Below are 20,046 nucleotides of genomic sequence, written 5' to 3'. Positions count from 1 at the left end.
AGGGGTAATGCAACGCCGCTCAAGCAAACGCCGCGAGCATAAAGGCCTGCAAGCCTTTTTCTTCCAGAATCTCGATGGAGAAATGCCCAAAGCGCTTGGGCAACCAAATGATGCGCGTGCCGGATGGCGACTGCAGATCCTCCAGGGCTAATGGCCGGCCGTTTTCATCCTCCGGTTGCACGCCCTTGGCGACCAACTCGGCATAGGCCACCTCGATGTCCGGCGTGGTGTAGCAGTGCCGGTAAATCATCCCTTCGCCGTGTGCGTCCAACAGCTCGCGCAAGTTACCCGCCAGCGGCTGCACCAGCATGAAACGCTCCTGGCCCATCAGCACAACCGCATACCGCACATGAAAGCCGCCGCGATTCCAGACTTGAGTGGTGGAGATGTTGGCGTTGAAAATGTTGGCGTAGTACGCGCACGCCTGTTCGAGGTCCTCGACCAATACATCGACGTGGCTGAATGTCAGCTCCATTGCATGCCCTCTGGCGGATGTGGGTTCAGGCGACACTAGCCGATTTACAACTGTTTACGTATTCAAAGAAACCTTCGATATAGGCTTTGAACAGCCCCGACCTACTGTTCGCTGAGCCAGCCGCCATGAAACTGCCTGCCATCGCTGTCACGTTTTTTGCACTCGCCACCCTGCAATCGCCATGGGCGCAAGGCGCAACGCCCATCACCCATGTCGCCATCTACCGTGGCCCGGCGGGGTGTGACGACTGTTCCGAGAACGTCAAAAACGCCTTGCTGCGGCTCAGCCCGAACTACCAGATCGACTTTGTCGGCGCGGATGAAGCCATCGACATCACCCCGCAAAACCTTGCGCGCTATGACCTCTATGTTCAGCCGGGCGGCGGGCAGGACATTCCCGCTGCGCTCGACAGCTTTGGTGACGCACGCGTGGACGCCATTCGTGAATACGTGGCCAAGGGCGGGCGCTACCTGGGGTTATGCATGGGCGCTTATCTTGCGGACAACAGCAACTTCGGGTTGATACCCCAGGACCTCGACTCCGAAGCCGGGCGGCCGGGATTTGAAGTGCGCGGGATTGAAGACGCGGCAGTGCGGGTGGTGTGGGATGGCAAGCCAGACAGCGTGTTCTATCAGGATGGACCGTATTTTCCCAAGGTTGATGGGCACGCGCCGTATACGGTGATTGCGACTTATCGCAATGGGGATGTGGCGGCGGCGCGGTATCAGTATGAGAAGGGCGTGGTGGTGCTGAGCGGGCCGCATCCGGAGGCGGGGAAGGCGTGGTTTGAGAATGCGGGGATTGCGGTGAGTGAGATGCCGCGGGGGGAGTTGTTTGGGGTGTTGGTGGGGAGGGTGGCGAAATAACAGGTGTATCTATGTTTGTTTGGTAGCGGGTTGTCGGGAAGGGCTGCTTTTGACCAATAGCTGACTTTCGATGCGTCTGGAAAACCCGAAGCCATTCACACGGCGATTGCGTATATCCAGAATATTTGCGAAAACCTCAATAGATTGAACGCGGGGAATACGTCTCTTCGCGCCACATTGCGATTTGAAGGAAGGACGTAATGCAGCACCTGGATCACTTATCTTTGCACTTGTTCATTCTGGTTTGTGAAGAGGGCACGATTGCACGCGCCAGCGCGCGGGCATTCATTGCGCCGTCGGCGGTCAGTAAGCGTATTTCCGATATTGAGGCGCGGTTTGGTACGCCGCTGCTTAACCGCAGCAAACGCGGGGTTGAAGCGACTCCGGCGGGGTTAGCGCTACTTCGGCACGCTCGATCTCTAACGCGGGCTATGGAGCGGCTCGATAGCGAGCTTAGCGAATACGCTGAAGGCGCCCGAGGACATGTACGGGTCTTGGCAAACATCTCGTCAATCATGGAGTTCCTACCGGAAGAACTGTCCGACTTCATGATCGAGCACCCAAGAATCCAGGCAGACATCGAAGAGCGTTTCAGTCCCGATGTGGTCCGCGGGGTAGCCGAAGGCAATGCTGATTTAGGTATTTGTCGACGATCAATGGCCGTGGGCGATCTGGAGTTTCTGCCCTATCGTCAGGATCATTTGGCGGTCGTCGTAGGGGCGAACCATTCCCTGGCCGATCGTACCAATATTGCATTCGTTGAGACCCTGGCCTTTGATCACTTGGGGCTGTCAGCTTTCGCCACGTTGAATAACTTCATGCGCGGTGAAGCGACGAAGGTGGGCCATGAGTTGCGGTTTCGCTCCTATGTATCGTCGTTTGACGCAGCATTTCGCTTGGTGCAATTCGGCTTGGGGCTTGCTGTATTCCCACTCGAAGCAGTCGAACGGTATGCACGGTTGTTTGACTTGCGGATCATCCCTCTGACCGATGATTGGGCATTGGGTGAGTTTGTTATCTGTGTACGTGATCGGGATGCACTATCGCTGTCGGCAAGGCGATTGCTGGATCATTTGCTTTTGCGAGCAACATCGCTTCCGTCCCGCCCCTGACTGCATCCGTCGCGGTTGGCGATGGATCACCGCGTAAATGACGTCTTTTTGCTGAATCCATGCCTCTCTAATCTGAAGCTGCGTTTCAGACTGTGAGAGCTTTTTTCATGACAACAATAACAATCAATGAAGTCGGCATGCGTGATGGTTTGCAAAGCCTTCAAGCCACTATGCCGACATCTGCCAAACGACAATGGATCGATGCCGCCTATGCCGCCGGTGTGCGATACATGGAGGTCGCGTCCTTTGTTCCCGCCAAACTGTTGCCGCAGATGGCCGATGCCAAAGAAGTCGTAGCCCATGCCTTAAGTTTTCCGGATTTGGTTGTCACGGTCCTGGCGCCTAACCTGCGCGGCTGTCGCAATGCGCTGGAGTCTGGCGCGCACCGTATCATCGCGCCCGTATCCGTCAGCGCAGCCCATAGCCTGGCCAATGTGCGCCGTACGCCGTTGGAAATGGTCGAAGAGCTGGCGCGAATGTGCCAACTGCGCACTGAATTTGGCTTGCACAACGTTCAAGTGATTGCCGGAATGTCTGTGGCCTTTGGCTGCACCCGCCAGGGTAATGTTCCATTGAGCGATCTCTGTGCGTTAACCGGGCATGTGCTTCAAGCCGGCTGCGATCTGGTGTCCTTGGGAGACACCACGGGCTACGCCAATCCTGGCCAAGTGGCGACCACCTTGCAGGCGGTTCGCGCCATCGCGGGTGACAAGCTCAGGGCCGCGCACTTCCACGACACTCGAGGCCTGGCGCTTGCCAATAGCCTGGTCGCCGTTCAGCAAGGTATCACCGAGCTCGACGCCTCGCTGGCCGGGTTGGGTGGTTGTCCGTTTGCACCGGGCGCATCCGGCAATACGGTCACAGAAGACCTGGTGTTCATGCTGCAGAGCATGGGCTACGAGACTGGCATCGACCTGGCAGCACTGATCGCTTCTCGAAATGTACTGAGCGAAGCACTGCCGCACGAGACGCTCTACGGCTGCATTGCACGAGCTGGCCTGCCACTCAGTTACGCATCAGTTGCCGGTCGCGTCTGAACCTACCCGATCAAGGAGAAACCTAATGTCCAGGCTTCCATTGGACGGCATTCGCGTCGTTGAAATTTCTCATATGGTGATGGGCCCGACCTGCGGAATGATCCTGGGAGACCTCGGTGCCGAGGTGATCAAGATTGAGCCGATCCGCGGGGACGGTACGCGCCGTCTGCTGGGCGCCGGTGCCGGTTTTTTTCGCACCTTCAACCGCAACAAACAGTGCATCGCCATCGATATCAATACTCAACAAGGACGAGATGCGGTACTGGAGTTGATCGACACCGCTGACGTGTTTATCGAGAATTTCAAGCCCGGCCGCATGAGCGAGCTCGGCTTCGGTTACGCGGCGATTCGAGCGCGTAACCCGCGCATTATCTACGCCTCGCACAAAGGCTTTCTCAACGGCCCCTACGACAATCGCCTGGCCCTGGATGAAGTTGTGCAAATGATGGCGGGCCTGGCCTATATGACCGGCCCGGTCGGTAGACCTCTGCGTGCCGGCAGTTCGGTGAACGACATCATGGGCGGCATGTTCGGTGCTATCGGTGTGCTTGCTGCGCTCAACGATCGTAATGTCACCGGCGTCGGTCGTGAGGTGCAAAGCTCGCTTTACGAAAACTGCGTATTGCTTGCTGCTCAGCATATGCAGCAGTACGCCGTGACCGGCCAAGCGGCTGCACCGATGCCAAATCGTATCAGTGCATGGGCCATTTACGATGTATTCGAGTTCGCCAATGGGGAGCAGATGTTCGTCGCCGCCACAGGTGAAGGTCAGTGGACCGCCTTGTGTCAATTGCTGGGCCAGACCACATTGCTGGACGACCAGACCCTTGCTACCAACAATGATCGCGTGCTGCAGCGGCCACGTCTGTTGGCTCACTTGGCTGAAGTCTTTGCCAGCATGGACGCTCAAGCGTTTGCCCTGGAACTTGAGGCCAACAGTATTCCGTTTGCGCCGATTCGACGGCCCGAGGAACTGTTCGAAGATCCTCATCTGCTGCAAAGCGGCGGCCTGGCAAATCTTGAACTCGAAGACGGATCGTTCACCGCCATGCCATTGCTGCCGTTGTCCCTGGATGGCGAGCGTCTGCAACCCCGTCGATCTATTCCACGCGTCGGCGAGCACACCCACACAGTCATGCGTGAACTGGGCTACAGCGACGAACACATTGCCCAGCTGTGTGCTGCCGGTGTTCTGAAAACTGATACTCAGGCATAAGGATAAGTTGCCATGGCTATCTATCAATATGACACGCTTATCCCCACCATCCACGCTGAAACCTTCGTCGCTCAAGACGCTACCGTCATCGGCAATGTCACGCTGGCGCAGGGCGTCAGTGTATGGCCCCAGGCTGTCCTGCGTGGTGATAACGAGCCGATTTGCATCGGTCAACATAGCAATGTGCAGGAGGGTGCGGTGCTGCATGCCGACCCGGGATTTGCGCTGACGGTGGGCGAGGGCGTCACCATCGGTCACCAAGCTATGTTGCACGGTTGCACCATCGGCGACGGAGCACTGATTGGGATTCAGGCAGTTGTGCTCAATGGGGCGGTCATCGGCAAAAATTGCCTGGTCGGTGCCGGAGCCATTGTCACTGAAGGCAAGGTGTTCCCGGACAACTCACTTATTCTCGGCGCACCTGCCAAAGTCGTGCGCGAACTGACGCCTGAAGCGATTGCCAACATGCACCGAAACGCCGCCGACTATGTCGTCAGAGGTCAGGCTTACAGGAACAAACTGATTCTAGTCAGCTGAACCCGTTGAGCAGGGTTCCTGAAGGGCCTTGCCTCTCTCCAATAATTACAACAATGGAGAAACATCATGGTCGCGATGACGACTGATATCGCGCTTGCGCGCAGCGAAGAAACGATTAATGAGCTGTTGCTTTATCGGCGTGTGGCCTGGCGAATTATGCCGCTGGCCATTATCTGCTTTCTTTTTTCTTATTTTGACCGGATCAACATCAGCTTCGCCAAGACCCAGATGCAGCAAGAATTGGGTTTGTCCGACGCGGCGTACGGTCTGGCCGCAAGCATGTTTTTCTTCGGCTATGTGCTATTCGAAGTCCCCAGTAGCCTGGGGCTCAAGCGCTATGGTGCGCCTGCTTGGATATGCCGAATAATGATTTCCTGGGGGTTGGCGACGGCGGCGTTGATGTTCGCCTACACGCAATACACCCTGTACTTTCTGCGATTTCTGATCGGCGTCATGGAGGCCGGTTTTGGCCCAGCGATCCTGTTCTACTTGGCGTGCTGGTTTCCCAAGAAGCACTTGGCGAAAATGAATGGCCTCTGGTTCCTCGCAGTGCCTCTTGCAGGCGCTGTCGGGGGGCCGGCCGCGGGGATTCTATTGGGAACGATGGATGGCGTGTTCGGTCTGGCTGGCTGGCACTGGCTGTTTCTGATGTCCGGACTGCCTTGTGTAGTACTTGGCCTGCTGGTGCTGTGGAAACTGGACCGAGACATCGAGTCGGCCAAATGGTTAAGCCGTAGCGAAAAGGATTTGCTGGCGGCTAATCTGGCGCATGACAAAGTCAATCAGAAGCCGATATTGGGGGCCCTGTGGCGTGTGTTGCTGACGCGGGAAGTTGCAATCATGGCGTTTATTTACTTTGTGATTAAGACCGCTTCCTATGGCCTCAACTTCTGGATGCCACATCTGATCAAATCCTCTGGTGTGCAGAGCTTGTTCTGGGTAGGGATGCTTTCCGCGCTGCCGTACATCGTGGCGTGTATCGGCATGATATGGCTGACCCGGCGTTCCGATCGTACCGGTGAGCGTAAGATTTATCTTGTTCTGTGCCTGATGGCGGCGGCAGTCGGCTACCTGCTAGCCTGCCTATTTTCCGACTCTTCATGGACCATGATGGCAGCACTCGTACTCGCTACCGCGGGCACCTTTATTGCGATTCCGATTTTCTGGACTATCCCACAATCGACATTCTCCGGTCTGGCAATCGCTACTGGGACTGCTGCAATCAACTCCATCGGTCAATTGAGCGGCATCGTTGCACCTGTGATGGTGGGCAAGATCAACGATCTGTCCGGTTCCACGTACATGGGGATGCTTTCCATCGCACCGCTGATTCTGATCGCCTGTTTCGTCGTCATGCGCTACGTCAAGAATCCTAGGCCCTGACGAGATTCCCCACTAATGACCGGACTTATACATCTTTGTCTTCCCAGTCTGCGCGCATGAACGGGCACGCTCATTTTTGAAGGGGCTGAATCGCGCACGCGCTATTGAGCCGCCTTCACCCGTTAATGCCGTGGGTAACTAAGGGGGAAAGTGAAGTGACCCAGGTATCGTAGACAAATTTGAGAGTCCGCTTCTGGCCCGAAAGCGCCCCTTTCCACGCTAACCGGTCTACCATGGCATCCCCCGGCAGTGGTCCATGCGCTCCCGATCATTTTTTCTCAAGGTATCGCCATGTCCATCGACCAAATCTCCCTCCCTAAAGGCGTAGGCCCTCACGCCATCAAGCTGCTCGACGCCATCACCGGCGCTTCCACCCACGAAGAACTCAACCGCGCTGGCGGCAAGGCTGAAGGGTTTGTGTTGGGGCTGGAAGCCACCAAAGCCATCAAAAGCCAGATCGCCGAGTCGTTGTATGTGGCTTACGACGATGCGGCGAGTAACCGCGCGGGTGAGTTGAAGGGTTAAGAACCCAGCACTACAGGACGTTGTGCGCGCAGGTCGTTAAACTGGGCGCCTTTTTATTTCTCAGGATGAGGCTGTCATGTTCAAAGTTGCTCTCGCGTCACTGCTGCTGGCGTGTGCCTTCAGCGCTCAAGCGGATACGACTGTTGATGTGTCAAAGATTTACGGCAACATCAAGTTTGTCAGTAGCTTCCCGGACTATAAGGTCAAGGTGGTAAACAGTTTCCCTGACCTTAAGGTAAAACAGGTGAGCAGTTTTCCCGATTCGGCCGGCAAGTGGAAAACAGTCGAGAGCTTCCCCGACTACAAGATCCAGATTGTTGACTCCTTTCCAGACTTCACCATTCAGTATGTTGATTCGTTCCCTGGGGTTAATTGAAGGCAGCGCCTTCAGCGGCGCTGCCGTGGGCTGTTGGTCAGCCAGGGCAAGGCGCTTCACGGTCGAGCAATTTGGCGGTGAGCAGCACGCCCAGTTCGCTCAGTTGGTGAATGGCCAGGGCGATGTCGCGGTGTTTGCCGCACAGGTCTTCGGACAGGTCGAGCAGTAATGTGCTGACGCTGGTGAAGGTTTCGTAGCTGTTGGTGATGAGGGTTTCGGTGCTGGCGTCGGGGACAACGGTGAAGAGGGTGGTTGAGTCAGTTTTTGCTTGAGTCATAACGATATCCTGGTTTAGGCCGCCATCTTTTCGCTACTAAACGAAAAGGTGGCAGCTGTGCGCAGGTTAGTAGACCGGTGGATATCAAAGCCGGCGCGCCCGAAGACGCCCTACGCACAGCCACCATCAAGCACAGACGCAATGCCTGATTGATGACGCTCATGCACTTTTCAATACCCAACTCAGGCTACTAAACCCGATCACTGAACATTCAGCGACCGAGCCACCTTAGAGACGGCCACCCCAGCGCACAAGCCGGCGGATTCTGACGCACGCGTAGGCAATGGGGCAAGGTGCTGCGGGCCGTTCGCAATTTCCCAGGCTGAGGAAACTCCTTTTGTGGCGAGCAGGCTTGCCCTGCGTTGGGCTGCGAAGCGGCCCCTCCAAACAGGCGACCGAGTTTCACTGTTGGACCGCGGTGGCTGGGTTGGGAGCGCTGCGCACTCCAGCGCAGGGCAAGCCTGCTCGCCGCAACAAGCACTCAAGCCACAACAAGCCTGCCTGACACAGCAAGCCTTCAAGCCACAACAAGTCTGCTTGCCACAACCGTCCCTGGTTAGAAGGCCTGATTCACCCCAACCCCACGCATGATCGAAAACCGTGGGTCGATCAGCTTCAGCGTTTGCTCGCCCTTCAGGCGCCCGACCACCACGTGGTAGGTCTTTGGCACTTCGGAGAGGTTTTCCGGGTTGCGGGCGAGTTTTTCAATCGCCGGGGTGTTGGCCCAGTCGGCGATGGTTTTCTGGCGAATGTCGACGGTCACCACCCAGGATTTGTCCACGGCGGCGCCCATGGGGTTGGTGTTGGCGGCAATGTTCTGGACCTTGGCGATTTCATAGCCCTGGGCGTAGCAGAACCCGGACTCCTGCTGCACGTAGGCGGCGCGGCCGGCGTCGGTGAGGGTGTAGGTTTTGTCGCTTTTGGCCAGCAGGCCGGCGTTGGTCAGCGCATCGAAGGCCGGCTGGTTGGCGCTGGAGGTGCCGCTCATGACGCTGTCACTTAAGGTCACCGGGAAGCTGTTGAACATCGCCGCCTTTACGCAGGAAGCCCCTTCCAGCCTGGGTTGCAGCGCGGCTTGAATGTCGGCGTCCGATGGGCTGTCGCTGCAGGCGGTGAGCAGCAACGCGGCGGCGGTGATGAGGGCCATTTCTCTGATTCGCATCGTTTTATCCTTGACGATTGGTGGCGGGCGGGCAAAGTGTATAGAAATATTGCTGTCACGAAACCCTCCCGCCAGTCGTGTAGGGTCGGTGGCTTGAGCCGCACTGAACACCCAAGGATTAACCATGACATTGACCGTCAACACCCTGCTCGAACTGGCCATGGCCAACCCCATCAACGCCCAGATCACCGCGCGCCTGCCCGACCTCGGTGTGGAGCAGTGCATGCTCACGGCGGGCTGCCTGTTCCAGGCCGTATGGAACCATCAATCAAACTTGCCTGCGGCTCAGGGCGTAAAGGACTACGACGTCTTTTACTTCGACACGGATCTGTCCTACGAAGCGGAGGACAAAGTGATCCGCGCCGCCGAACGGCTGTTTGAGGATTTGGGCGTCAACGTCGAGGTCAAGAACCAGGCGCGGGTGCACCTTTGGTACGGCGAGCGCTTTGGTCGGCCTTATCCACAGTTGCACTCGGCTAAACAGGGCGTGGACCGTTACCTGGTGGCGGGCACCTGCATCGGGCTGGAGATCGACACCGGCGAGGTGTATGCGCCCTATGGCTTAGCGGATGTGGAGCAGGGCGTGTTGCGCATTAACCCGCTGCACCCGGAGCCTGAGTTGTTCGCCGCCAAGGCCCGCAGTTATCAAGCGCGCTGGCCTTGGCTGAAGATCGTGGCGCCGGATGATTTGTGAACTTTTACCGGCTCCCCATGCGTCCTATCTTCAAATGAACCCTGAGAGTGGATAGCCCATGATCTTCCTGATTTTCCTCATCGCCTGCGCCGCCGCCGCCAGCACCGGCGTTATTTTCAAGCCCGGCCAGTGGTACGAAAGCCTGGTCAAACCCAGCTTCACCCCACCCAATTGGATGTTTCCGGTGGCCTGGACGGTCATCTACCTGCTGCTCGCCTGGGCGGGCTATCGCCTGACGATGATCCCCGGCAGCCAATTGGCCCTGGGCTTGTGGGCGGCGCAGATTGCGCTGAACACGCTATGGACGCCGGTGTTTTTCGGCGCGCATAACCTCTTCGCCGGGATGGTGGTGATCGTGCTGCTGTGGCTGGTGGTGGCGGCGTTGGTGGTGATGGCGTTGCGGTTGGACTTGATCACCGGGTTGATCCTGTTTCCGTACCTGGCGTGGCTGAGCGTGGCGGCGGCGTTGAATTTCTCGATTCTGCGGAACAATCGCTGATGGCCTACACACCGTGGCCTGCCAGCGAGCCTGAGCTGGAGCAGATGCGCGACTTCAACAAGAAGCTTGCCTGGATGCCGCGCTTTAAAGTCCGCAACCGCGTCACGCCGCGTGTGATTCAGGCGCTGTTGCGGGTCAGCCAAGCCCTCAAGAAAGCGCCTGTGGCCGAAACCCGAAGGGTCGGCTCGGTGCCCGTACGCATCCTGCGGCCCGAGGGGAAAACCAAAGGCGTGGTGCTGGATATCCACGGCGGCGGCTGGGTGATCGGCAATGCGCAGATGGACGACGACCTGAACCTGGGCATGGTGCAGGCGTGTGGCGTGGCGGTGGTGTCGGTGGACTATCGGCTGGCGGTCGACACGCCGGTTGAAGGGCTGATGGAGGACTGCCTGAATGCGGCGCGCTGGTTGCTCAGCAGTGACGAGTTTGCTGATTTGCCGGTGTTTGTCGTGGGTGAGTCCGCCGGTGGGCATCTGGCGGCGGCAACCTTGTTGGCGCTTAAGCAATGGCCGGATTTGCTCAAGCGGGTGCGCGGTGCGGTGCTGTATTACGGGGTTTATGACTTGACCGGCACACCGAGCGTGCGCACGGCGGGGCCGGAGACATTGTTGCTGGACGGGCCGGGAATGGTCGAGGCGCTGCGCATGCTCACGCCGGGGCTGAGTGATGAGGCGCGGCGTCAGCCACCCTTGTCACCGCTGTATGGCGACCTTACGGGGTTGCCGCCAGCGTTAATGTTTGTGGGGGAGTTGGACCCGCTCAAGGACGACACGCTTCATCTCGCTGAGCGATGGGCAGCAGTGGCGGAGGTTGAAGCCCATCTGCTACAGGAGTCAGCCCACGGGTTTATTCATTTTCCGGTGGCGATGGCAGATGGCGTACTTGCTTACAGTCGGGGGTGGATATCGGCGAGGATCCAGGCTGTTCATCCCGCACTCGTCGAGCTATAAAGCTGCTGCGATTTGTGTTCAAGGGAATGCAAGCACTTGTAGGGTGATCACGGATGTATATCTACAAAATGGTTCAGGTGCCACCGAACATTGAAGTTCGGGCGAAAGAGCATAGGGGCAATGAGGCTGCAGCCTATCTTGAGAATGTAGTTAATGCTCACGCCGAGGATGGTTGGGAGTTCTATCGAATCGACACAATCGGCGTCTCCGTCAAAGCCGGTTGCTTCGATGCGCTGTTTGGGAAGAAAGATGTGCTCAGCAGCTACTACGTGATTTCTTTGCGCAAGCCTCGATGATCAAGCGCTGTGCCTTGTCAGCGATTCGCTGGTACCAGCGAGTCGCTCCCAGCCGACTGCGCGATGCTTGTCGGTTTGAGCCCACCTGCTCCAATTATGCTATTCAGGCTATCGAGAAGTATGGCGTTATGCAGGGCTGTCGCAAAACCGCCGGCCGTATTTGCAGGTGTCGTTACCCGAACGGCGGGCAGGATTTCCCCTAAGCATTCACGCGTTCGGTGCTCCCAGTGACTACCGCGTCGATTCCTGAAGTGGCGCAAAGTGTTCACGCCTTGGCCTTCCAGCGTGGAGTCCTGAAAAGTAAAGATAGAGTGGGCGATATCTTTCAGATTCTCGTACAAGCTGCGTAACCTCCGACACTCTGATTTTCAGACTCTCGCAAGGACGCACACGTGACCATTTCCCATGCAGTCGTAGGGCTATCGGCATTTTTGCTGGTGGCAGGTGTTCAAGCCGCCGAATATTACTTCTCGTTTGATGTGCCCTACGGGCAGTACGAGCGGCAATTCAAAATGAAGACCCCAGGTGACGGTACGTTGAGCTGCACGGTGTTCATCGAAAAAGAGTACCGGGGCGAGAAGTGGGTGCCGGCAGTGATTCTGGCCGCTGCCGAAGACGATGCCGAGGACGACACGCTGTTTCTGTCCAGTTCCACCGAGCCAAACGACGGACCGCGCACGTTCCACCTGCGCACGTTCAACCAGGCGAAGCCGGTCATCGACAAGACGCTGTGGGAGGCTCCCGATGAGAAGGGCGTGTATAAGATGGCCGTGTCGTGGTATGCCAATGGCGCCATCGGTTATCAGTACGGCATCTATGCGAGTTGGCAAGAGAAGCAGTTCGTCGAGAAGCCAGGCTTTTCCACTCGCCATGTCAGCGTCCATGCGTCGGGCGTGAAGGGATCTGCTTTGTGCTACGTGCAGACTAAATGACACTGAGCGAGTGGGTGGGAACTTAAAAGCTGATCGATAAGTCAGGTTAATCAGTTGCTCCTTTCCCATCATCAGGACTTCACCATGCGCGAATACACCCTGAACTACCTCTTCAACGACGAGCCCCGCACCCACGTATTTGAACTCAAACAGCCTGAACTGCCCGTGCACGAGGCGGCGATGCATTTACTGCAATTGCATTTTGGCGATGCGGAGAATGGGTTGATCCTGCCGCCTGCGGATGCGACGCCCGAGGAGATTCTGGAGCAGGCGCAGGTGGTAGGGATCAGCCAGATCAAAGTTGTATGAACGAGCGACCGGTCATTCAGGACGTGACCTGCGACGACATTCCAGCAGTGCTGGACTTTGTCCTTGAGGCTCGCAGCGAGCTTTTCCCCAAGCTCAGCGCAGCCGGCATGCCGGACGATCTGGCGCGATTTGAAGCGGTGTATGTTCATGGCGACGGGCAGTTTTTGATCGCCCGCGTCGATGGCCGGATCGTTGCGGCCATCGGCTATGTGCCCTACGACGGGCGCTTCTCCCAGTTGAATTACCAGGGCCTCAAGACGGTGGAGGTGGTGCGCCTGTTTGTGGCGCCGGCGTTGCGCCGATTCGGGTTGGCGGGTGAGTTGTACGGCGCGCTGGAGGCGAAGGCGCGGGGGGAGGGGGTGGAGATGGTTTACCTGCATACTCATCCGTTTCTTGCTGGTGCGATTGATTTTTGGCTTCGGCAAGGGTTTGAAATTGTTGATGTCGAGGCGGATCCGGTTTGGCGGACGACGCATATGCAGCGGTCTCTGTAGCTGCTTCAAGGACCCCGGGCAGCCGACCTGATTCTGGAAGCTGAACTCAATCAACTGTGGGAGCTGGCTTGCCTGCGATGGCATCAACCCGGTGTACCTGATGGACCGAGCCGCCTGCATCGCAGGCAAGCCAGCTCCCACAGAAAAGCAGTGCGGCACTGGCGACTGCACTCGGTCAAACTGTGGGAGCGGGCTTGCCCGCGAAGGCGGAGGGTCAGCCGACTGATGTGCCACTGACCCACCGCCATCGCAGGCAAGCCAGCTCCCACATTTTAACGGCGTTCAGCCAGTCAGTTAGAGCGCAACCGCAGGATCTGCGCGCCGTCAAACGGGTCCGTCAGGTAGTGCGCCTGTACCCCGAATGTCTCTTGCAATCGCTGCGGCGTCAGCACCTCCAGTGGCGGGCCCAGCGCCACCAGCCGCCCGCCGTCCAGCACGGCCAGGCGATCACAAGTGAGCGCCTGATTCAGATCATGCAGCGCAATCAACGTGGTCACCGGCAAGGCCTGCACGCCCTTCAAGATCGCCAGTTGATGCTGGATATCCAAGTGATTGGTCGGCTCATCCAGCAGCAGAATCTGCGGCCGTTGCGCCAGGGCACGGGCGATGTGCACGCGTTGGCGTTCGCCGCCCGAGAGGCTGCGCCACGCGCGTTTGCTCAGGTGGTTGGCGTCCACGTCGTGCAGCGCCTGGCGCACGATGGCGTCGTCTTCTTCAGACCAGGGGCTCAGCGCCGACAGCCAGGGCGTGCGGCCCAGCGCCACGGCGTCGAACACGCGGATGGCATCGTCGGTATCAGCCTGCTGTTCCACCACGGCCAGTTGCTGCGCGATGGCGCGCCGGGATAGGCGGCCCAGGCGCTCGCCGCCCAACAGCACTTCACCGGACGCCGGTGCACGCAAACCGGCGAGCAGTTTGAGCAGGGTGGACTTGCCGGAACCGTTCGGCCCGACAATGCCCAAGGTTTCACCTTGCTGAACGTCAAGGTGGATATCGCGCAGCAACTCGGCGTCGCGCACCTTGAACCCCAGCCCTGTGCAACTGAGCACCGTCATCGCGCATTTCTCCGGCCGATCAGGATCAATGCAAACACCGGCGCGCCGACCAGCGCCGTAACCACGCCGACCGGAATCACCTGGCCCTTGATCAGCGTGCGCGAGAGCACGTCGGCGGCGATCAAAAACAGCGCGCCGCCCAAGGCGCTGGCCGGCAGCAGGCGTGAATGCCCGGTACCGACCAGCAGGCGCACGGCATGCGGAATCACCAGCCCGACAAAGCCAATGGAGCCGACAATCGACACCATCACCGCCGTCACCAGCGCCGCACAGCCCACCAGCACAAACTGCACCCGGCGCACCGGAATGCCCAACGAGGCCGCCGAATCGGTGCCGAAGGTGAAGGCGTCCAGCGCACGCCGGTGCCACAGGCACACCGCCAGGCCTGCGACGGTCACCGGCACCGCCAGCCACACCGACGGCCAGCGCACCCCGCTGAGGTTGCCCAGCAGCCAGAACATGATGCCGCGTGCCTGCTCGGAGCTGGCGGACTTGGTGATCAGGAACGCGGTGAGGGCGTTGAACAGCTGTGAGCCGGCGATGCCGGCGAGAATGATCTGGCCGGTGCCGCTCGCCGAGCCGCTGGCGCGCGCCAGCAGAATCACCAGCGCAAAGGCCGCCATGGCGCCGACAAACGCACCTGCCGACAGCGAAACCAGCCCGCCGCCGACGCCGATCAGCGCCACCAGTACCGCGCCGGTCGATGCGCCGGCGCTGATGCCCAGCAGATAAGGATCGGCCAACGGGTTACGCAACAGCGACTGCAAGATCACCCCGCACGTGGCCAACCCGGCACCGCACGCGGCGGCGACCAGGGCGCGGGTCAGGCGGTAATTCCACACCACGCCTTCGTCGATTGGGTCAAGCGCATAACCGGCCGCCCACAGTTTGTTGGCCAGCACTTGCAACACCACCTGCGGCGCGATGGCGGTTTCGCCGATGGCTACCCCGGCGAGCACGGCGAGCAACAGCAGCGCCAAGGCGAGAAGGGTACGCATCATTTGTGCAGGTCGTAGCCGTCGATGGCGCCGGCCAGCTGTTCGAGGCCATCGAACGTGCGCACGCTGGCCTGCAATGCCAGGGCGTCGAGGATGATGATGCGGTTGTTTTTCACCGCGTCCATGTTGCGCGTCACCGGGTCACTGCGCAGGAAGGCGAGTTTCTTTTCATGGTCGTCGGCCGGGTAGCGGCGCCGGTCCATGCGCGCGATCACCAGAAAGGTCGGGTTGGCCTTGGCAATGGTTTCCCAGCCCACGGCGGGCCACTCTTCATCGGACTGCACCACGTTGTGCAGGCCCAGGGTTTGGAGCATGAATTCGGGCACGCCCTTGTGGCCGGCCACGTACGGGTCGCTGGCCATTTCCGAGCTGGAGAACCACACCAATGCGCTGGCCTGCTTGAGGCCTTTGCTGTGGGCGGTGGCAATGGATTTGGCCAGGCGCGCCTTGAGCTCGTCGTTCAATTGTTGGCCGCGCGCCTGTACGTCGAAAATCTCGGCCAGTTGGCTGATGCTTTTATAGACGGTCTCGACGCGAAACGGCTCCAGCCGCGTGCCGTCGGCGCCCACCCGGTTGTCCTTGGCTTCGCAGTCGGAGGGCAGCAGGTAGGTGGGGATCTTCAGCTCGTGAAACTGCTCGCGGGTGCCGACCACGCCTTGCGGGCCCACCACCCATTCCAGCTCGGCGGCCACCAGTTGCGGGCGCTTGGCGATCACCGCTTCGAAGCTGGGTTCGTTGTTGGCCAGGCGCTCAATGGCGTCGTTCTGCGCCTTGAATTGCGGCAATACGTTGTTGAACCACAGCGAGGTGCCGACCACTTTGTCGCCCACGCCCAAGGCGTAAAGCATCTCGGTGGCGGCCTGGCCGATGGTCACCGTGCGCGCAGGCGCCTGCTCAAAGGTCAGGGTGCTGCCGCAGTTCTGCACCGTCAGCGGGTAGTGAGTGGGCGTCGCTTGGGCCAGGGCACAAAAGCCCAGGGCGGTGATCAGGGCGCTAACGCGTGGCAACATCGGGCAATCTCCGGGTAAACCGTACGTGGAACTGGGGAGGTACGGCTCGGAAATACACCCTGGAGCGCTGCGGGCATCGCAGGGCGCGGAGGTACTTCCCGGACACCCCGCCGGTTAGTGATTTTGCTGGGCCGGCAGGTCTCCTGACTGATGCGTCGTCGCCACGCTCCGGCCTTCCCGGGCAATGCCCAGTGGCGATGTGGAGCAGGCTCAGCACCTACAGTTGCGGGGGCAGTTCCGATTGGCGCAATGAACGCGCTTCGGATTCCCTATTAGTCCCGTGTGGGAACCGGCGCGGTATGGTAGTCGATCATGCCCGCAAGGGGGAGCCTGTCCTCGCGCAATTGGCAGGCCGCCGGGGGTCTCTATCTGCGGATATAGGGTGTACCATCAGTCTCTGTTCATCAGATATTAGTCAGACATGCCCACGCTTAGCGAAGAGAGCCGCCGGATCGTAGCTTCTCTGGCGCACCGTGTTGGTCCGCAGGCTGACACTGCAAGCATCGCCGCGGCGGTTGTTTCGATTTTGCAGGATGTGGGCGCAGCACTGGCGCCCGTCATCGGCCAGCAAGGCGTTGCCGCGCTGTACCGTCGCAGCTTCCATCTGTGCGTCTCGACCCATCCACGCCTGGCCGCCACCTATGACAGTGTGCCGGCCGCGATGGACTTGATTGCCCTCAAATCCGTACTCGTCGAGCAGAACGAAACCGATGCGCTGTTTTTCGGTGAGGTGTTGCTGACTACCCTCTACGAGCTTCTGACCACGCTGATCGGGCCTTCACTCACCGCACGTCTGCTGGTTGGCGTGTGGCAGCCTTCTTCGAGCGACACCTCTTCGCAGGAAATTTCGCCATGAGCACCAAAGTGACTATCAACCGCCTGGCCACGGGTGTGCCAGGACTGGACGAGGTACTGGGCGGTGGCCTGCCGGAGTTTTCGTTCAACCTGATCGCCGGCCCGCCAGGCTGCGGCAAAACCACCCTCGCGCACCAGATGATGTTTGCGCTGGCCACGCCGGAGCGTCCGGCGCTGTTCTTTACCGTGCTCGGTGAGCCGCCGCTGAAGATGCTGCGCTATCAGCAGCAATTCGATTTTTTCGACGACGCCGCCATCAACCGGTCGATTCGTTATATCAACCTGGCCGACGACACCCTGGCGGGCGACCTGGACGAGGTATTGCGGCGCATTGTCAGCGAGGTCGAGGCGCATTCGCCGTCGCTGGTGTTTGTCGATTCGTTCCGTTCCGTGGTGCTGGCCAGCCAGACGCAGCACAACCCGAACAACAACCTGCCGCAGTTCATCCAGCAGTTGGGCATGTTGATGACCACGTGGCAGGCGACCACCTTCCTGATCGGCGAATATTTCACCGAGACGGACACCAATCCGATTTTCACCGTGGCCGATGGCCTGATCTGGCTGCGCCAGAGCGTTGAGCGCAATTCGATGGTGCGCAAGATGGAAATCATGAAGATGCGCGGCCAACCGACCTTGCCGGGGCTGCACACCTTTCGTATTGCCACCTCGGGGGTCAAGGTGTTCCCGCCGGCCGCCGTCAACCGTGCGGTTGAAGCGCCGTCGACGTTCCCGATCACTCGCCTGAAAATGGGCGTGCCGGCGCTTGATGAGATGCTCGGCGGCGGCCTGCCTCGTGGTTATTCGCTATTGGTGGCCGGCCCGTCGGGCTCGGGCAAGAGCATCCTGGCGGCGACCTTTCTGGCTGAAGGCGCGCGCAACGGCGAAACCGGAGTGATTGCGGCGTTCGAGCAACGGCCCAACCATTCGCAGAACCCTCAGTTGGCCGAGTTGATCAAAAGCGGGAAAGTCAGCCTGGTGGACAGCCGCGCGCCGGACCTGTCCATCGACGAAATCGTGCAACTGCTGCTCAGTGAAATCAGCCGGTTGAAAGCCACCCGTGTGGTGATTGACTCGCTGTCAGGCTTTGAGCTGGCGTTGGCACCTACCTTCCGTGCGGATTTTCGCGAGTCGCTGTCACGCATGGTCACGGCGCTGACCGCCGTTGGGGTCAGCGTGTTGATGACCTCGGAGCTCGAAGACCGTTACACCGACCTGCGCTTCAGCCCTTATGGCACGGCGTTTCTGACCGACGCGATCATCGTGCAGCGCTATATCGAAGTACAAAGCCGGTTACTGCGCATCATGGCCGTGGTCAAGGTGCGTGCCAGCGCCCACTCCGACCAACTGCGCCAGTACCACATCGACGATAACGGCCTGCAGATTCGCGACATGCTGCCGGAGCAGGAGGGGCTGTTGGGCGGCCGACCGACCCGGCAAGCTTCGGCGGAAACCAAACATGTGTGAGCCCGACTCGTGAGTGGCGGCGACGGCAAGCCTGAAAGTGAGCTGACCACGGCGGCTCACGAACTGTTCCTCATTGGCCAAAAAACCGTTGAGGCGCGTACAGTGCTGGCCGCCCTGCAGCAGCAATTGACTGACACCAGCAGCCGTCTGGTGGATACCCAGCACGTCGAGCAGGTGATCGAGGCCAATCAGCAGCTGGTGCTGGCGATCCTCCTTGCGCAGTCGGACGCTGCAACCCCGCCGCCCCTGGAGGAACAACGCCTTTACCGGGAGCTTCGCGAGGCGAATGCGCAGCTGGTAATCGCGGCGCTCAGTGCACAAGACTTGCAGGCCACGGCCGAGCGTGCGCTGGGCCAGCAGAAAAGCATCCTGGCGATGGTGGCACATGAGCTGCGCAACCCATTGACGCCAATCAGCATGATCGCCGAGCGCATGGTTCGCCTGCCCAGCGACCAGCTGCCGCGCATGCGTGAGCTGATTGAAAGTCAGGTGCAGCATATTTCACAGTTGGTCGACGACTTGCTGGACGTGTCCCGCGTCAGCACGGGCAAGCTGCGCATCGAACGACGCGATGTGGACATCCTGCAAATCCTCAGAAGTGCCATTGATGCCTGCGGCCCGGTGATGCGGGCGAAGAAGCAGCAATTTGATGCCCACCTGCCTGACGGCCAACTGATGGTGAGCGGAGACCCTGGGCGCCTTGCGCAGATTCTGCATAACCTGCTGGCCAACGCAGCCAAGTACACGCCGGTGGGCGGCTCGATAGTGCTGTCTGCGACCGCGACGGACGCGCTGCGGATCAGCATTTGTGACAACGGTATTGGCGTTTCGGCCAAGGCGCTGCCGCTGATCTTTGACCCTTACGTGCAGGATGAACACGCCATCGGCTTCAACGGCTCGGGCCTGGGGATCGGGCTCACGGTGGTGCGCGAGCTGGTTGAAGCACATGGCGGCAAGGTCACCGCCAAAAGCGAGGGCAAGGGCAAGGGCAGTGAGTTTGTGGTGATGCTGCCGTTGTTGAGCGACTGACTCGCGTATTTGCGATCCAGCCACAGGGGCTACGCGTTGCAGAATTCACGCACGGCCACAAACACCGCAAATCAAAAGTGGGAGCTGGCTTGAGTGGGAGCGGGCTTGCTCGCGAATGCAGTCTATCAGTCGACAAATTTGCCAACTGATACACCGCCTTCGCGAGCAAGCCCGCTCCCACAGTTGAAGGGTGTTGCCTGTTTTATTTGCGATCCAGTCACACGGTCTGTGCGTGCAGAATTCACGCATGGCCACAAACACCGCAGATCAAAGGTGGGAGCTGGCTTGCCTGCGATTGCAGTGTGTCAGCCAAGGAGTTGTCACTGATGCACCGCTATCGCAGGCAAGCCAGCTCCCACAGTTGAAAGGTGTTGCCTGTTTTATTTGCGATCCAGCCACACGGTCTTGCCTGCGATTGCAGTGTGTCAGCGAAGGAGTTGTCACTGATCCACCGCTATCGCAGGCAAGCCCGCTCCCACAGTTGAAGGGTGTTGC

Annotated in this window: 25 protein-coding genes and 1 riboswitch; of the genes, 19 read left to right on the top strand and 6 right to left on the bottom strand. The window is 59.4% G+C overall.

The features are described from left to right. Positions 1–19 precede the first annotated feature (19 nt). The gene (locus ABWL43_RS19730) at positions 20–475 is read right to left on the bottom strand and encodes a VOC family protein (RefSeq protein WP_145158587.1); all 456 of its coding nucleotides are present in this window, start codon (positions 473–475) and stop codon (positions 20–22) included. A gap of 125 nt (positions 476–600) precedes the next feature. Between ABWL43_RS19730 and ABWL43_RS19725 the strand changes: the two genes are divergently transcribed. The 8 genes from ABWL43_RS19725 (at position 601) to ABWL43_RS19690 (ending at position 7,527) form a co-directional block, all read left to right on the top strand. Further along, a complete protein-coding gene (locus tag ABWL43_RS19725; protein WP_404483793.1) occupies positions 601–1,341 on the top strand; it encodes a BPL-N domain-containing protein in 741 nt (246 codons plus the stop codon). 200 nt (positions 1,342–1,541) lie between these two features. Continuing rightward, complete coding sequence (locus ABWL43_RS19720) at positions 1,542–2,453, top strand: LysR family transcriptional regulator (RefSeq protein WP_404483790.1); 912 nt, start codon at positions 1,542–1,544, stop codon at positions 2,451–2,453. A 107-nt stretch (positions 2,454–2,560) separates the two neighbouring features. Continuing rightward, complete coding sequence (locus ABWL43_RS19715) at positions 2,561–3,490, top strand: hydroxymethylglutaryl-CoA lyase (RefSeq protein ID WP_404483787.1); 930 nt, start codon at positions 2,561–2,563, stop codon at positions 3,488–3,490. A 25-nt stretch (positions 3,491–3,515) separates the two neighbouring features. Continuing rightward, on the top strand, positions 3,516–4,706 hold the full coding sequence (locus ABWL43_RS19710; RefSeq protein ID WP_262207797.1) for a CaiB/BaiF CoA-transferase family protein: 1,191 nt from the start codon (positions 3,516–3,518) through the stop codon (positions 4,704–4,706). A 12-nt stretch (positions 4,707–4,718) separates the two neighbouring features. After that, positions 4,719–5,243 carry a gamma carbonic anhydrase family protein gene (locus tag ABWL43_RS19705; RefSeq protein WP_262207796.1) on the top strand — a complete coding sequence of 175 codons (525 nt, stop codon included), beginning with the start codon at positions 4,719–4,721 and terminating at the stop codon, positions 5,241–5,243. A 66-nt stretch (positions 5,244–5,309) separates the two neighbouring features. Beyond that, the gene (locus tag ABWL43_RS19700) at positions 5,310–6,626 is read left to right on the top strand and encodes an MFS transporter (RefSeq protein WP_262207794.1); all 1,317 of its coding nucleotides are present in this window, start codon (positions 5,310–5,312) and stop codon (positions 6,624–6,626) included. A gap of 291 nt (positions 6,627–6,917) precedes the next feature. Beyond that, positions 6,918–7,151: a hypothetical protein gene (locus ABWL43_RS19695; protein WP_106576648.1), complete on the top strand. Its 234-nt coding sequence runs from the start codon at positions 6,918–6,920 to the stop codon at positions 7,149–7,151. A gap of 76 nt (positions 7,152–7,227) precedes the next feature. Beyond that, complete coding sequence (locus tag ABWL43_RS19690; protein WP_169367244.1) at positions 7,228–7,527, top strand: hypothetical protein; 300 nt, start codon at positions 7,228–7,230, stop codon at positions 7,525–7,527. A gap of 37 nt (positions 7,528–7,564) precedes the next feature. On the opposite strand, the gene ABWL43_RS19685 is transcribed toward ABWL43_RS19690, so the two are convergent. Beyond that, a complete protein-coding gene (locus ABWL43_RS19685) occupies positions 7,565–7,804 on the bottom strand; it encodes a DUF6124 family protein (protein WP_122528559.1) in 240 nt (79 codons plus the stop codon). Between the two features lie 556 nt (positions 7,805–8,360). Then, positions 8,361–8,966, bottom strand: coding sequence for a hypothetical protein (locus ABWL43_RS19680; protein ID WP_169367243.1), 606 nt, complete (start codon positions 8,964–8,966; stop codon positions 8,361–8,363). 124 nt (positions 8,967–9,090) lie between these two features. Between ABWL43_RS19680 and ABWL43_RS19675 the strand changes: the two genes are divergently transcribed. From ABWL43_RS19675 to ABWL43_RS19640, 8 genes are all read left to right on the top strand, one after another. Continuing rightward, a complete protein-coding gene (locus tag ABWL43_RS19675) occupies positions 9,091–9,660 on the top strand; it encodes a nucleotidyltransferase family protein (RefSeq protein ID WP_124418051.1) in 570 nt (189 codons plus the stop codon). Positions 9,661–9,718: 58 nt separating this feature from the next. Next, complete coding sequence (locus tag ABWL43_RS19670) at positions 9,719–10,159, top strand: TspO/MBR family protein (protein WP_404483781.1); 441 nt, start codon at positions 9,719–9,721, stop codon at positions 10,157–10,159. After that, positions 10,159–11,109 carry an alpha/beta hydrolase gene (locus ABWL43_RS19665; RefSeq protein WP_404483778.1) on the top strand — a complete coding sequence of 317 codons (951 nt, stop codon included), beginning with the start codon at positions 10,159–10,161 and terminating at the stop codon, positions 11,107–11,109. Before ABWL43_RS19670 ends, ABWL43_RS19665 begins: the two co-directional genes overlap by 1 nt. Before the next feature lie 53 nt (positions 11,110–11,162). Then, complete coding sequence (locus ABWL43_RS19660; protein ID WP_145166003.1) at positions 11,163–11,405, top strand: DUF4177 domain-containing protein; 243 nt, start codon at positions 11,163–11,165, stop codon at positions 11,403–11,405. Next, a complete protein-coding gene (yidD, locus tag ABWL43_RS19655; protein ID WP_145166002.1) occupies positions 11,402–11,608 on the top strand; it encodes a membrane protein insertion efficiency factor YidD in 207 nt (68 codons plus the stop codon). Before ABWL43_RS19660 ends, yidD begins: the two co-directional genes overlap by 4 nt. 189 nt (positions 11,609–11,797) lie before the next feature. Continuing rightward, positions 11,798–12,337: a hypothetical protein gene (locus ABWL43_RS19650; protein ID WP_404483775.1), complete on the top strand. Its 540-nt coding sequence runs from the start codon at positions 11,798–11,800 to the stop codon at positions 12,335–12,337. A gap of 84 nt (positions 12,338–12,421) precedes the next feature. Continuing rightward, entirely contained in the window at positions 12,422–12,646 is a 225-nt protein-coding gene (locus ABWL43_RS19645) for a hypothetical protein (RefSeq protein ID WP_145166000.1), read from the top strand. Beyond that, positions 12,643–13,140: a GNAT family N-acetyltransferase gene (locus ABWL43_RS19640; RefSeq protein WP_242195259.1), complete on the top strand. Its 498-nt coding sequence runs from the start codon at positions 12,643–12,645 to the stop codon at positions 13,138–13,140. Before ABWL43_RS19645 ends, ABWL43_RS19640 begins: the two co-directional genes overlap by 4 nt. A gap of 290 nt (positions 13,141–13,430) precedes the next feature. Here the strand turns inward: ABWL43_RS19640 and ABWL43_RS19635 are convergent, their stop codons facing one another. The 3 genes from ABWL43_RS19635 to ABWL43_RS19625 are packed head-to-tail and all read right to left on the bottom strand — an operon-like array spanning position 13,431 to position 16,203. Continuing rightward, positions 13,431–14,195 carry an ABC transporter ATP-binding protein gene (locus ABWL43_RS19635; protein WP_404483771.1) on the bottom strand — a complete coding sequence of 255 codons (765 nt, stop codon included), beginning with the start codon at positions 14,193–14,195 and terminating at the stop codon, positions 13,431–13,433. After that, positions 14,192–15,196 carry an iron ABC transporter permease gene (locus ABWL43_RS19630; protein ID WP_179677036.1) on the bottom strand — a complete coding sequence of 335 codons (1,005 nt, stop codon included), beginning with the start codon at positions 15,194–15,196 and terminating at the stop codon, positions 14,192–14,194. Before ABWL43_RS19630 ends, ABWL43_RS19635 begins: the two co-directional genes overlap by 4 nt. Further along, on the bottom strand, positions 15,193–16,203 hold the full coding sequence (locus tag ABWL43_RS19625) for an ABC transporter substrate-binding protein (RefSeq protein ID WP_404483768.1): 1,011 nt from the start codon (positions 16,201–16,203) through the stop codon (positions 15,193–15,195). Before ABWL43_RS19625 ends, ABWL43_RS19630 begins: the two co-directional genes overlap by 4 nt. A gap of 115 nt (positions 16,204–16,318) precedes the next feature. Continuing rightward, positions 16,319–16,512, bottom strand: a riboswitch (cobalamin riboswitch). 112 nt (positions 16,513–16,624) lie between these two features. Here ABWL43_RS19625 and ABWL43_RS19620 point away from each other — a divergent pair. Genes ABWL43_RS19620 through ABWL43_RS19610 form a run of 3 tightly spaced genes read left to right on the top strand, consistent with a single transcriptional unit; the run spans position 16,625 to position 19,551 of the window. After that, positions 16,625–17,059 carry a hypothetical protein gene (locus tag ABWL43_RS19620; RefSeq protein WP_256676531.1) on the top strand — a complete coding sequence of 145 codons (435 nt, stop codon included), beginning with the start codon at positions 16,625–16,627 and terminating at the stop codon, positions 17,057–17,059. After that, a complete protein-coding gene (locus ABWL43_RS19615; RefSeq protein ID WP_404483765.1) occupies positions 17,056–18,522 on the top strand; it encodes an RAD55 family ATPase in 1,467 nt (488 codons plus the stop codon). Before ABWL43_RS19620 ends, ABWL43_RS19615 begins: the two co-directional genes overlap by 4 nt. Before the next feature lie 9 nt (positions 18,523–18,531). Then, complete coding sequence (locus tag ABWL43_RS19610; protein ID WP_404483762.1) at positions 18,532–19,551, top strand: ATP-binding protein; 1,020 nt, start codon at positions 18,532–18,534, stop codon at positions 19,549–19,551. Positions 19,552–20,046: the final 495 nt, after the last annotated feature.

This window comes from Pseudomonas sp. HT11, from assembly GCF_044875395.1.
Lineage (GTDB): Bacteria > Pseudomonadota > Gammaproteobacteria > Pseudomonadales > Pseudomonadaceae > Aquipseudomonas.
The sequence above is the reverse complement of the archived record's forward strand: the minus strand, read 5'-3'. Positions and strand labels throughout refer to the sequence as shown.

What these genes read in the sequence shown, in the direction of transcription:
- ABWL43_RS19730 (WP_145158587.1), bottom strand. Translation starts at nt 475, where the DNA reads ATGGAGCTGACATTCAGCCACGTCGATGTATTGGTCGAGGACCTCGAA.
- ABWL43_RS19725 (WP_404483793.1), top strand. Translation starts at nt 601, where the DNA reads ATGAAACTGCCTGCCATCGCTGTCACGTTTTTTGCACTCGCCACCCTG.
- ABWL43_RS19720 (WP_404483790.1), top strand. Translation starts at nt 1,542, where the DNA reads ATGCAGCACCTGGATCACTTATCTTTGCACTTGTTCATTCTGGTTTGT.
- ABWL43_RS19715 (WP_404483787.1), top strand. Translation starts at nt 2,561, where the DNA reads ATGACAACAATAACAATCAATGAAGTCGGCATGCGTGATGGTTTGCAA.
- ABWL43_RS19710 (WP_262207797.1), top strand. Translation starts at nt 3,516, where the DNA reads ATGTCCAGGCTTCCATTGGACGGCATTCGCGTCGTTGAAATTTCTCAT.
- ABWL43_RS19705 (WP_262207796.1), top strand. Translation starts at nt 4,719, where the DNA reads ATGGCTATCTATCAATATGACACGCTTATCCCCACCATCCACGCTGAA.
- ABWL43_RS19700 (WP_262207794.1), top strand. Translation starts at nt 5,310, where the DNA reads ATGGTCGCGATGACGACTGATATCGCGCTTGCGCGCAGCGAAGAAACG.
- ABWL43_RS19695 (WP_106576648.1), top strand. Translation starts at nt 6,918, where the DNA reads ATGTCCATCGACCAAATCTCCCTCCCTAAAGGCGTAGGCCCTCACGCC.
- ABWL43_RS19690 (WP_169367244.1), top strand. Translation starts at nt 7,228, where the DNA reads ATGTTCAAAGTTGCTCTCGCGTCACTGCTGCTGGCGTGTGCCTTCAGC.
- ABWL43_RS19685 (WP_122528559.1), bottom strand. Translation starts at nt 7,804, where the DNA reads ATGACTCAAGCAAAAACTGACTCAACCACCCTCTTCACCGTTGTCCCC.
- ABWL43_RS19680 (WP_169367243.1), bottom strand. Translation starts at nt 8,966, where the DNA reads ATGCGAATCAGAGAAATGGCCCTCATCACCGCCGCCGCGTTGCTGCTC.
- ABWL43_RS19675 (WP_124418051.1), top strand. Translation starts at nt 9,091, where the DNA reads ATGACATTGACCGTCAACACCCTGCTCGAACTGGCCATGGCCAACCCC.
- ABWL43_RS19670 (WP_404483781.1), top strand. Translation starts at nt 9,719, where the DNA reads ATGATCTTCCTGATTTTCCTCATCGCCTGCGCCGCCGCCGCCAGCACC.
- ABWL43_RS19665 (WP_404483778.1), top strand. Translation starts at nt 10,159, where the DNA reads ATGGCCTACACACCGTGGCCTGCCAGCGAGCCTGAGCTGGAGCAGATG.
- ABWL43_RS19660 (WP_145166003.1), top strand. Translation starts at nt 11,163, where the DNA reads ATGTATATCTACAAAATGGTTCAGGTGCCACCGAACATTGAAGTTCGG.
- yidD (WP_145166002.1), top strand. Translation starts at nt 11,402, where the DNA reads ATGATCAAGCGCTGTGCCTTGTCAGCGATTCGCTGGTACCAGCGAGTC.
- ABWL43_RS19645 (WP_145166000.1), top strand. Translation starts at nt 12,422, where the DNA reads ATGCGCGAATACACCCTGAACTACCTCTTCAACGACGAGCCCCGCACC.
- ABWL43_RS19640 (WP_242195259.1), top strand. Translation starts at nt 12,643, where the DNA reads ATGAACGAGCGACCGGTCATTCAGGACGTGACCTGCGACGACATTCCA.
- ABWL43_RS19635 (WP_404483771.1), bottom strand. Translation starts at nt 14,195, where the DNA reads ATGACGGTGCTCAGTTGCACAGGGCTGGGGTTCAAGGTGCGCGACGCC.
- ABWL43_RS19630 (WP_179677036.1), bottom strand. Translation starts at nt 15,196, where the DNA reads ATGATGCGTACCCTTCTCGCCTTGGCGCTGCTGTTGCTCGCCGTGCTC.
- ABWL43_RS19625 (WP_404483768.1), bottom strand. Translation starts at nt 16,203, where the DNA reads ATGTTGCCACGCGTTAGCGCCCTGATCACCGCCCTGGGCTTTTGTGCC.
- ABWL43_RS19620 (WP_256676531.1), top strand. Translation starts at nt 16,625, where the DNA reads ATGCCCACGCTTAGCGAAGAGAGCCGCCGGATCGTAGCTTCTCTGGCG.
- ABWL43_RS19615 (WP_404483765.1), top strand. Translation starts at nt 17,056, where the DNA reads ATGAGCACCAAAGTGACTATCAACCGCCTGGCCACGGGTGTGCCAGGA.